Here is a 10,878-nt window from a genome sequence, read left to right as displayed (position 1 = left end):
AGGTGGGTTAAGTGCGCTACAAACTATGACTATAGCCAGTGCCTTACCCTTTGCGATTATTATGCTTATTGCCACCGCTGGGCTTTGGCGAGCACTCACCATTGAAGGCCATCGCGATACTAGTTTACAAGCACATGCGCTTAATGGCCGTAATATTAACTTATCTCATTGGAAGCGCCGTTTAGCCGCCATGGTTAATTACCCCAATAAAGAAAAAGTACACACCTTCATTAGTAGTGTGGTAGTACAAGCAATGCAAGCCGTTCAGGCTGAATTAAAAGCGCGACAATGGCATGCAGAGGTTGATTTTGATACCGACTTAGGCCGTGCTCATTTAACTGTGCTACGCCATGAGCATGTTGATTTTGTGTATGACATTCGTCTAACCGAACACCCTATGCCAAGCTTTGCCTATTCTGAGCTGAAACCTGAGATTGATAACATCGAAATGTATTACAAGGCTGATGTTTTCTTACGCCGTGGTGGGCAATCTTACGATGTGTATGGTTACAGTGAAGATGATATTGTGAAGGATATTCTTGATCAATTTGAGAATTACTTACACTTTTTAGGTAACAGCCCAGGTGAACTACCTTGGGATATGGCCGAACACGATGACATGTTAAATAGCGATAAACCTTAAATAAGCATCGTATTTAATACACAATTATTGCAATAAAAAAGGCACTGAAAAGTGCCTTTTTAGTTCGCTCAATTAATTTTTAACTACAGCGCGTTAAATACGTCGTCTGTTTTAGCTGCGCAAATAAAATCGTTTTTGTGTAGGCCTTTAATTGAATGGCTCCACCATGTAACCGTTACTTTGCCCCACTCGGTTAATAAACCTGGGTGATGGCCTTCGTCTTCTGCCATGTCGCCTACTTTGTTAGTAAACGCGATAGCCTGTTTGAAGTTTTTAAATTTATAAACACGCTCAAGCTGCATAATGCCGTCACGTACTTCTGGTACCCAATCTGGGATTTTAGTAATTAATTGTGCTAACTCTTCGTCAGATACTTTTGGCGCATCTACATGACAGGCTTCGCATTTTTGTGCACTTAATGAAGACATTCTAAATCCTTACTTTTAGCTTTTGTAGCATTAATGTTTAACTGGCTAATTTTTCTTTTGGTGGAAATTTTGGGTCGTGCAAACCAAGCTCTTTAGCTCGCTCAACCAAAGTCATAATATCCATTTGTGATATATCAAACAGATCATGAATCGAATTTATGGTGTAGTACTGTGGTTGCATAATATCAATACGGTACGGCGTACGCAGTACATCTAGAACATTCATTGGGCTGATTTCTGGCGTGTTTGAGTATACGTACTGAGTCTCCCCTGGGCTTGATAAAATACCACCGCCGTAAATACGCAGACCGTGTTCGGTTTGCATTAAACCAAATTCGACTGTAAACCAGTATATACGCGCAAGGTATACACGGTCTTTTTTCTGCGCTGCGTAACCTAATTGCCCGTACTTATGCGTAAACTCGGCAAAGTCAGGGTTAGTTAGCATGGCGCAATGGCCAAATATTTCATGAAAAATATCAGGCTCTTGTAGGTAGTCAAATTCTTCGCGGCTACGAATAAATGTAGCTACCGGAAACTGCTTGTTTGCCAGTAATCTAAAAAACTCATCAAAGTCGATAAGCGCAGGTACTGGTGCAACTTGCCAACCGGTTGTGGCTAGTAACACTTCGTTTAGTTCGCTTAACTGCGGAATGCGGTCGTGCGGCAGGTTAATCTTTTTTAACCCTTGCATGTACTCATCGCAGGCTTTGCCTTCAATGCATGCAAGTTGGCGCGCTACAAGCTCAGACCAAATTTTATTTTCTTCATCACTCCAATGTATAACACCATTTTCGTCTGGTGTTTTGGATGTGTATTTACTTGCTTTAGCCATAAGTACCTTCTTGGGTGTGAGCCCTAAATCGGTGTCAGTGTGATACTCAAACCTAATGAATATCGAATGGCCCCATACTATGCAAAAGTGAAGAAAAGTTTAATAGATAGGCTAACATCAGTATTTAGCGCGATCACTTACATTGTAAAGTTAAAATTACAGCTATGGCACACTAAAAATACAGGCCTTTAAACAAAGGCCTACACCTTGTTTTTAGTGTATATAATTAAATACACCTAACCAATTTTAGTAAAAGCTTGGTCTAAATCACTAATAATGTCGTTAACATCTTCAAGCCCAACCGAGAGTCTGATCAGCCCATCACTTATTCCAGCGGCAGCTCGCTCCTCTGGCGTATAAGGCGAGTGAGTCATAGATGCAGGATGCTGAATCAGTGTTTCAGCGTCGCCGAGGCTTACTGCAAGTGTACAAAGTTTCATACTATCAATAAATTGTGCGCCATCTTGTAGCGTGCCTTTTATTTCAAACGCAATAACACCACCAGCGGCTTTCATTTGATTACCAATAAACTTATAACCTGGGTGCGACTTAAGCCCCGGGTAATATACGGTGCTTACTTGTGGGTGAGCCTCTAGATATTGCGCTATTGTTTGTGCGCTTTGACAATGGCGCTCTATTCTAATAGCGAGTGTTTTTAGGCCTCGATTAATTAGCCATGCATCGTGTGGGCTTATGGTTGCACCAATATCTTTTAGTACGGTCATTTTAATGTGTGTTATGTGCTCAAACGATCCACATACAATACCGGCAACTACATCTCCGTGGCCGTTTAAGTACTTGGTCGCACTGTGCATTATAATGTCGATACCGTATTTTTTAGGCGATTGCAGTAGCGGCGTTAAAAAGGTGTTGTCGACCACACTAATTAAGTTGTGCTCTTTAGCAACTGCGCCAATAAGTGCCAAATCAATAACCGCCATAGTGGGGTTGATTGGCGTTTCTACAAATATCATTTTTGAATTAGGTTTGATGGCAGCGCGTAGTTCGTCCTCGTTGGTCATATCAACAAAAGTGACTTCGATTCCCCAGCGCGGCAACATATGCGAGAAAAACGCAAAGGTACAACCATATAAAGCACTTGAGGCAACAAGATGATCTCCTTGCGATAAAAAGCTCAGTACTGAGGCAGATACAGCCCCCATACCTGTTGCGGTTGCAGCTGCTGCTTCACAACTCTCTAGTTGAGCAACTTTTTGTTCAAGCTCTGTGGTTGTGGGGTTTCCTAAACGCGTATAAATATAGCCAGGTTCGTCGCCTGCAAAACGCGCAGCACCTTGTGCGGCATTTTCAAAATGAAAGGTCGAGGTTTGATACAAAGGAGAAGTAAGTGCGCCGTGCGGGTCGTTTGCTTTTTGTGGTCCGTGAATACACTGGGTGTTTATATGATGCTTGCTCATTGTAGGCTCATTTTTTTGATTATTATGTTTTTGCGATTCAACAATCAAAACGTATGCGCTTACAAACAGCAAGCATGCCGGATGCTCAGATGGCTATTTGTGTAAAAACCGTGCAGCGCACGTTTGTACACAAATATTGCCACCAGGGCGTGTTGACCTTTGCGGATTGAAATTTGTTCAATCCAAGGAAGATTAAATCGCGGCGCGAGGTTTGTAACCTAGTGGGCTCGGTAACTGCTCCTGCGTTACCCTACTGGCTTACATCCATGTAAGAATAAGTAAAACCGAGCAAAGCTTCCGCGTCCTGCTCACGCCCCTTACCTACATCCATGTAGGCAACAAAGAGTAAATAGCCCCTAGGAAGAACCCTTTGGGCAGCGCCTGTTTGGCATTAATGCTACGTTATCACCTATTTATGGGGAATAACCACACTACATAGGCTCTGCCTTGCCTAAATACCAAACAGACTGCTGCAAATTCAACCATCAAAGATAAACACGCCCTCGTATTTTACTGCGTTGACTCCGCCTTTTTACGGCTCATAATTTTACCTGCGATGCTTTGCACAGTGCCTTTTAGTAAGCTGCGTTTGTTTTCAAGCCGTGGTAATGGGCGACTAAGCTCCATTGCTTTGTAACCAATACGCGCTGTAAAAATACCGGCGCTGACCCCTTGCGCAGCTCGTCCCGAAAGCTTACCTAAAAGCTCAGCACTTAGTGCAGTTGCAGCAAGGTCAGATACAAGCTCTGCACTGCCAACAAACATTACTTGTTTTATCAACATGCGGTATAACTTTATACGGCTCGCGTAGCCAAAACCAATGCCGTAAATTTTACCAATTTGTTCAATTAACTTAGTACCACGCCAAAGCACAGCCATCATATCCACCAGCGCAAGCGGGCTTAGGGCAACTAGCAGTGCAGATTCAGTCGCAAAACGATTTATAAGCTTTTTAGCTTTGGTGTCTTGGGTTATTAATAAACTGTTGGCGTACAGCGTCATTATTTCTTTGTCGCTGTGATGCATCGCTACTTGGTTTTTAAAGGTTTCAAAGTTATCAAGCTCCTGATGTTTATTAAGCTTTTCGAGCCAAGGTAATGCACCGCCTACTTGCTCGCTGTTTAAAAGCCTGTCGGCTTCAACTCGGTGCAGTTGGTTCCGCTTTAAACTGCGCAGCATTCGGTACTCTCGCCACAATAAGCGCCCAATTAGCAGCACGCCACTTACAACCGCAGTTAAATAAACACTGCCTAAAATAATTGACTGCTCGAAAGCAAATAATAACGAGTACGCAAACTCTAAAAGCACCAGTACTATAAAACTAATAGCAAAAACACCTTTAAGCGTTTGCCACTTTGACTTTTTGTACACAGGTTCCAGATCTATTTCTGGCTCTAGTGCTTCATCTTCAAGTTCTTCGTAATCACTTTGTCCGTGCTGAATAATTTTTGCAGGTGCTAAAACGGGTTCGTTTTGCTCAATGCTTTGCGTATCTATACGACGCCCTGCTTGAAATGTTTGGTTTGACTCACTCATGTTAATTTGTCTCCTAGCAGGTACTGCATGACATGATCTAATCGAATATGTTTTAGTTGTTTATCGGGGCTCGGCATTGGAGAGAACGATAAAAACTCAAATCCCTGTGCTGGCCACTCATTTTTATTAAGCATCCGCGAGGGTGGTTGNGGCGGTAGATACGTAAGCCAATCAGGCTCGTGTAATGGTTTACCGTAAATGCAGTCAAGCGTTTGGCCTTTGTCGGTAATTTGGCGCGGTTGCGTTGCTGTAATTGACGACATGGCCATGGTTTCTATTTTTACACCATCAAACTTTAAATGATTACTTTGCTCATGCACGAGCGAATCAAGTAGCAGTGCTAAATCTTTATGGTGCTTAGCACTTATGTGATCTGATTTATTAGCTGCAAATAATATTTTGTCTATGTTGGGCTTAAATAAACGTTTAAAAAAGCCCGACTCGCCATAGTTAAAATGTGCGAGTAATTGGTTTATTACACTGCTTTGCTCTTGGAGTGTTTCGTGCCCTTCGTTTAATGCACTAAGTACATCTACAAGTACAATTTGGCGATCAAAGTGCCTAAAATGCTCATTATAAAATGGTTTTACAACTTCTTTTATATAGGCGTTAAAACGCTTAATTAAATGCGCTAAATTAGAACCCGCAACGACATCGTCACTGTTTATTTCACCCGATACCGGAAAAAACAATAACAATGGCGCGCCTTGTAGGTCGCCAGGCATTAGCATGCGCCCAGGTTGTAACATGGCAAGTTTGGTGTCTTTTTTAAGCCCGACTAACATGCTTTGATAAAGCTGAGCAATATGGGCAAGTGCGTTTTCATCAACGGGGGCGTTTAAGTCAAGTTGATCAACGGCCACTAAAAAGTCACTTGATGTGTTTACGCGCGAAGGCTGAGTTAATAACGGATATTGCTGCTCGCACCATTGAGAATAGCTTTGCTCAAGCATAGGTAAATCAAGGAGCCATTCACCCGGGTAGTCAATAATATCTAAATAAAGCGTTGATTGCGGCGAAAAGTGCCCACGCAGCCCTGCATTACTTTGATACTTTATTGCCAAGCGCAGCGTATTAATACGCTCGGTAGATGCAGGCCATGTAGGCATCCCATCGCTGGGTAATAAAGTATTGAGTGCTCGAGGGTAATTAAACGTAGGGACTTTTAACGCCTCTTGCGGCACAACTTTAGTGGCCACATGGCGGTGCTCGCGCATTACATCAAAAAAAGGTAAGTTTTTATCGTCCGCTTGGGTTGTTAAGTGTTTAACAAGCGCGGTAATAAAGGCAGTTTTACCACTACCACTTAGGCCAGTTACGGCAAGCTTTACGTGTTGGTCTAAACTGCGATGAAGGGCTTTTTGTGCTTTGCCTTTAATGCTTTTAAAGGTCTTTTTTGCAAATGATTGGCTCATAAAGTGTCTTGCACCTAATTTGCCGTAATTTATCACGCTGCAAATAAGGTGCTATTAAATCCTTTAAAGTTTGTTAATTTCACGGCTCACCGTAAACTCGCTTGAAGTTACATGGCGCTCCATATCTTGAAGGCGAGTATCTACACGCGTTAAACGCTCTTTTAAATCTTGCAATGCGCGGCGCGGCGGCTCGCCTTTTTGCCATACTTTAAATTTTACTTCTAGCGGATCATCAGTTTTAGTTGAGCTTTTTGTTTGCGCTGTTGCGGGCTCTTTTTTATCTAAAATGAACCAGGCTGCAATATACGCTACCACAAATAATGGGCCACCCGTTAGCAGTACCGCACTAACAAATATAATGCGAACTAACCATAACTCCATATTAAAGTAGTCACTTAATCCCGCACATACACCGGCTATTTTACCGCGTTGTGGGTCTCTTAATAATTCGCGTTTGGCACTCATACTTTGCGTCTCCATTGTGGTGACTCTTGATCAAGCAATGCTTCAAGTGTTTCTAATCGATCAGCCATTTTTTCAGCTTTGTGTGCAAGCTCAAGTAATTGGCGATGTTCGTGCTCACTTAAACCTTGGCTTACTTGTTTCTTGCTACGGTAGTGCAAAATTAGCCACAGCGGAGCAACAAAAATCATAAACAAGATAAATGGTGCAACTAATATCTCTGGATCAAACATAATCCTCTCCTGACAATCCGTTTTGATGTTTTTAAGCTGGGGCACAAGGGCCCCATATATTTTTATATGTAATTATTTATCAGCTAACTTCTTTTTAAGTTCGGCTAGCTCATCATCTATCTTTTCATTTTTTTGTAGATTAGCAATTTCATCCGCTAACGTCTTTTTACCTAAATCGTACGACTCAATTTGAGATTCTAGTCCATCAATTTTGGTTTCGTAACGTTCAAAGCGGTTAAGTGCTTCTTCTACTTTTGAGCTATCAAGTGTCTTTTTCACTTCAAGGCGCGACTCAGCCGAACGTTGGCGAAGTATAATCGCTTTTTGACGAGATTTAGCATCTGCTAGCTTTTCTTGTAGCGTCGTTACTTCTTGCTGTAATTTCTCAATATGAGACTCTACATGTTCAAGCTCACTCGCTACTGAAGCAACTGCATCTGCCGACTTTTGCTTTTCAAGTAAGGCTGAACGCGCTAAATCGTCGCGGTCTTTACTTAAAGCCAGTTCGGCTTTATCTTGCCAATCACTTACCTGCGCTTTAAGTGTATCTAAGCGGCGTACAATTTCTTTTTTCTCAGCCAATGTTTTAGCTGATGTAGAACGTACTTCAACAAGCGTATCTTCCATTTCTTGAATAATCAGACGAACCATTTTTTCTGGGTCTTCTGCTTTATCTAAAATGGCGTTGATATTAGAATTAACAATATCTGCAAAACGTGAAAAAATTCCCATAACATTTACCTCTGTAATTAAAACTTAGTTAGTCTGCTATAACTAGTATCAATATGCTTGCCAACTTTTTAAAAGTTAAAATACACTTTATTTTCATTACGTTAAACTAAATATACAAATTTCTTTAGTTATCCCTAATTATGAAATACACTAACTGTTAGTAAAAATGACCAAGAGTTAGGAAATATGAGCCAATATCGCCAACAGGATAATTTACTCGGCCAATCAGATAGCTTTCTGTCTGTATTAGATCAGGTATCGCAACTGGCTAATTTAGATAAACCGGTACTTATTATTGGTGAACGCGGCACAGGTAAAGAGCTAATAGCAGCACGCTTACACTTTTTATCAAAACGCTGGGATCAAAACTACGTAAAGCTTAACTGTGCAGCGCTTAACGAAAACCTACTCGAAAGTGAGTTATTTGGCCACGAAAGCGGTGCTTTTACGGGGGCAAGTAAACGTCACGAAGGTCGTTTTGAACGCGCTAACAGCGGCACACTGTTTTTAGATGAATTAGCTAATACCTCAGCTATGGTACAAGAAAAACTGCTGCGCGTTATAGAATACGGTGAGTTTGAACGTGTTGGAGGCAAACAAACTGTAAAAGTAGATACCCGCTTAGTGTGTGCGACAAACGAAGATCTTCCTTATTTGGCCGAGCAAGGTGAATTTAGAAGTGATTTACTCGATCGCCTTGCCTTTGATGTAATTACCCTACCACCACTGCGCGAACGCCAAGACGATATTATGCTTCTTGCTGAGCAGTTTGCGATGAACATGGCGCGCGATTTAGAGTGGGAACTGTTTAGCGGCTTTACCCGAAGCGCAACAGAAACACTGCTTAGTTATGATTGGCCTGGTAATATTCGTGAACTTAAAAATGTGGTTGAACGCAGTTTGTATCGCCACGGTAGTGAACATATTCCCGTTCACCAGATTATTTTAGACCCATTCGATAGCCCATTTAGACCAAAAGCGCGTATTAAAGCACCTGTAGCGGCTCAAACGGTTAATGCAGAGCCTATTGTTGTTACGCCGCCGGTTACTCAAGCAAGCAATGATTCAGCCGTTGATATTCAATTTCCGTGCAGCTTAAAAGAGCATTCAAACGACTTTGAAATAAATATGATTAATAAAGCACTCGAACATAGCCAATTTAATCAAAAGAAAACTGCAGAAGTACTTGGTTTAACGTATCATCAATTACGTGGTTATCTTAAAAAATACAACTTGTTGGATCAACAATAGTCAGAGGTTATGCGGGTGCATAAATTATTACTTGTTTTGCTTACCACCACTTTAGTTGGTTGCCTTGATAGCAAAGAAGAAATCATAGAAGAAAAAAACCAAGGCTTAGTTTATTGCGCTGAAGCTAACCCTGTGTCGTTTAATCCGCAAGTCACGACCACCGGTTCAACTATTGATATAATTGCTAACCAATTATACGACCGCTTAATTAGCATTGACCCTGTTACGGCAGAGTTTCAAAGTGAGCTGGCGACCGATTGGAAAATTAGCAAAGATGGTAAATCGGTTACCTTTACCCTGCGTAAAGATGTAAAGTTTCATACAACTTCTTATTTTACCCCATCGCGGGACTTTAACGCCGACGACGTTATATTCACCTTTAGCCGATTATTCGATGTATATAATCCATATCACTTTGTGGGCGATGCCGATTACCCGTATTTTCAAAGTGTAGGAATTGATCAACTTATTCGCAAAATTGTGCGCGTGTCTGACTACCAAGTCCGTTTTGAATTGTTTAATCCTGAAAGTAGTTTTTTAGCTAATATGGCTACCGACTTTGCCGTGGTGCTTTCAGAAGAATACGCCATGAAACTTAAGAAAAATAATCAAAAGAACTTATTTGATCAGTACCCTATTGGCACCGGCCCGTATATTTATAAAGAATACCGCCGAGATCATCTTGTGCGCTTTTACCGTAACCCACTTTATTGGAAGCATGACGTTGCACTTGAGCAATTGGTTTACGATATAACCCCTAACGGCACTACGCGCATAGCAAAAATGCTGACTAAAGAGTGCGATGTAACGGCTCATCCAAGTAGTGCGCAATTGAGCATTTTAGCGCAACGTGATGATATAAACGTCGAAAAAGAAACAAACTTAAACATAGGTTATTGGGCATTTAATACAGAGCGTGCTCCGTTTGACGACTTACGCGTACGCCAAGCGCTTGCGCACGCAATAGATGTAGATAAAATAATGCAGGCGGTTTATTACGGTAACGGTACTCGCGCACAATCTATTTTGCCGCCAACCTCTTGGGCATTTGAGCCACAAGAAGATATACCTACGTTTGATCCAGAACTTGCTAAAAAATTACTTATTGAAGCAGGGTTGCCTAATGGCTTTGATATGACGATATGGGCTATGCCTGTGAGTCGTATTTATAATCCCAACGCACGTAAAATGGCTGAGCTTATGCAAAGTGATTTACGCAAAGTAGGCGTTAACGTCAGTATTGTAGAATATGAGTGGAATACGTTTATTCAACGTATTGGCGAGCATAGGCACGACAGTGTATTACTTGGTTGGGCCGCAGATACACCCGACCCTGATAACTTTTTTAGCCCGCTGCTGAGTTGCACCGCTACTTTTAGTGGCAAAAACCCTGCAAACTGGTGTAATCCCCAATTTGATTTATTGCTTACTAAAGCACTAGACACCACTGATTTAAACAAACGTAAAAAATACTACGAAGATGCACAAAGCTTAATTATTAAAGAGTTGCCGTTATTACCAATTGCTCATGGCTTGCGCTTTCAAGCAAGTAGCGCTGATGTGGAAGGCATAACACTTGGCCCGTTTGGTGCTATTTCGCTTGCTAATGCGAGGAAAAAATAATGATCTTAGATTATATTTTACGTCGCCTTGGTTTGTTCTTTTTTATGATACTAATGCTCAGCGTATTTACGTTTTCACTGGCGTATTTATTTCCCGGTGATCCGCTAAGTAATTTAAGTGGCATACCAAGTGGTAACTTTGCACAGCATAGTGAGCTTGAGGATAAATATTTATACAACAGCAATTACTTTATGCAATACATTGCCTTTTTAGGGAGAATATTTCAAGGCGATTGGGGGCTTTCATTTGCCTCTGGTAACAGCGTGTTTAGCCATATTATTGACTTACTACCGGCTACTTTA

Annotated in this window: 10 protein-coding genes and 2 pseudogenes; 4 read left to right on the top strand and 8 right to left on the bottom strand. The window is 41.5% G+C overall.

Features of this window, described 5'->3' with window-relative positions; genetic code table 11:
• Nucleotides 1–643, top strand: a pseudogene (locus L652_RS0121175) (BCCT family transporter); the annotation flags it as partial.
• A gap of 83 nt (nt 644–726) precedes the next feature.
• Here the strand turns inward: L652_RS0121175 and L652_RS0121170 are convergent.
• From L652_RS0121170 to pspA, 8 genes are all read right to left on the bottom strand, one after another.
• Nucleotides 727–1,071, bottom strand: coding sequence for a 4a-hydroxytetrahydrobiopterin dehydratase (locus L652_RS0121170; protein WP_002958326.1), 345 nt, complete (start codon nt 1,069–1,071; stop codon nt 727–729).
• A 37-nt stretch (nt 1,072–1,108) separates the two neighbouring features.
• A complete protein-coding gene (phhA, locus tag L652_RS0121165; RefSeq protein ID WP_024596501.1) occupies nt 1,109–1,906 on the bottom strand; it encodes a phenylalanine 4-monooxygenase in 798 nt (265 codons plus the stop codon).
• 236 nt (nt 1,907–2,142) lie between these two features.
• Entirely contained in the window at nt 2,143–3,324 is a 1,182-nt protein-coding gene (gene megL / locus L652_RS0121160) for a methionine gamma-lyase (protein ID WP_024596502.1), read from the bottom strand.
• Nucleotides 3,325–3,834: 510 nt separating this feature from the next.
• Complete coding sequence (locus tag L652_RS0121155) at nt 3,835–4,860, bottom strand: TIGR01620 family protein (RefSeq protein ID WP_024603638.1); 1,026 nt, start codon at nt 4,858–4,860, stop codon at nt 3,835–3,837.
• Nucleotides 4,857–6,275 carry a YcjX family protein gene (locus tag L652_RS0121150; protein ID WP_024603637.1) on the bottom strand — a complete coding sequence of 473 codons (1,419 nt, stop codon included), beginning with the start codon at nt 6,273–6,275 and terminating at the stop codon, nt 4,857–4,859. The genes L652_RS0121155 and L652_RS0121150 overlap by 4 nt, the downstream gene beginning before the upstream one ends.
• A 63-nt stretch (nt 6,276–6,338) precedes the next feature.
• Nucleotides 6,339–6,740, bottom strand: coding sequence for an envelope stress response membrane protein PspC (pspC, locus tag L652_RS0121145; protein WP_024596503.1), 402 nt, complete (start codon nt 6,738–6,740; stop codon nt 6,339–6,341).
• Nucleotides 6,737–6,970, bottom strand: coding sequence for an envelope stress response membrane protein PspB (gene pspB, locus L652_RS0121140; RefSeq protein ID WP_024596504.1), 234 nt, complete (start codon nt 6,968–6,970; stop codon nt 6,737–6,739). The genes pspC and pspB overlap by 4 nt, the downstream gene beginning before the upstream one ends.
• A 72-nt stretch (nt 6,971–7,042) precedes the next feature.
• The gene (gene pspA / locus L652_RS0121135; RefSeq protein ID WP_007376832.1) at nt 7,043–7,702 is read right to left on the bottom strand and encodes a phage shock protein PspA; all 660 of its coding nucleotides are present in this window, start codon (nt 7,700–7,702) and stop codon (nt 7,043–7,045) included.
• Between the two features lie 186 nt (nt 7,703–7,888).
• Here pspA and pspF point away from each other — a divergent pair, with 186 nt between their 5' ends.
• The 3 genes and pseudogenes from pspF to L652_RS0121120 all read left to right on the top strand — a co-directional run.
• On the top strand, nt 7,889–8,953 hold the full coding sequence (gene pspF / locus L652_RS0121130) for a phage shock protein operon transcriptional activator (protein ID WP_024596505.1): 1,065 nt from the start codon (nt 7,889–7,891) through the stop codon (nt 8,951–8,953).
• A gap of 15 nt (nt 8,954–8,968) precedes the next feature.
• Nucleotides 8,969–10,576 carry an ABC transporter substrate-binding protein gene (locus tag L652_RS0121125; protein WP_024596506.1) on the top strand — a complete coding sequence of 536 codons (1,608 nt, stop codon included), beginning with the start codon at nt 8,969–8,971 and terminating at the stop codon, nt 10,574–10,576.
• Nucleotides 10,576–10,878 (top strand): annotated as a pseudogene (locus L652_RS0121120) (ABC transporter permease); the annotation flags it as partial. The gene L652_RS0121125 and the pseudogene L652_RS0121120, both read left to right, overlap by 1 nt.

The sequence above is a fragment of the Pseudoalteromonas sp. TB25 genome (assembly GCF_000497995.1).
Lineage (GTDB): Bacteria > Pseudomonadota > Gammaproteobacteria > Enterobacterales > Alteromonadaceae > Pseudoalteromonas > Pseudoalteromonas distincta.
This window is presented reverse-complemented; position numbering and strand designations above follow the sequence as displayed.

Excerpts from the sequence above, each read along its gene's own strand:
- L652_RS0121170 (WP_002958326.1), bottom strand. The coding sequence starts at position 1,071 with ATGTCTTCATTAAGTGCACAAAAATGCGAAGCCTGTCATGTAGATGCG.
- phhA (WP_024596501.1), bottom strand. The coding sequence starts at position 1,906 with ATGGCTAAAGCAAGTAAATACACATCCAAAACACCAGACGAAAATGGT.
- megL (WP_024596502.1), bottom strand. The coding sequence starts at position 3,324 with ATGAGCAAGCATCATATAAACACCCAGTGTATTCACGGACCACAAAAA.
- L652_RS0121155 (WP_024603638.1), bottom strand. The coding sequence starts at position 4,860 with ATGAGTGAGTCAAACCAAACATTTCAAGCAGGGCGTCGTATAGATACG.
- pspC (WP_024596503.1), bottom strand. The coding sequence starts at position 6,740 with ATGAGTGCCAAACGCGAATTATTAAGAGACCCACAACGCGGTAAAATA.
- pspB (WP_024596504.1), bottom strand. The coding sequence starts at position 6,970 with ATGTTTGATCCAGAGATATTAGTTGCACCATTTATCTTGTTTATGATT.
- pspA (WP_007376832.1), bottom strand. The coding sequence starts at position 7,702 with ATGGGAATTTTTTCACGTTTTGCAGATATTGTTAATTCTAATATCAAC.
- pspF (WP_024596505.1), top strand. The coding sequence starts at position 7,889 with ATGAGCCAATATCGCCAACAGGATAATTTACTCGGCCAATCAGATAGC.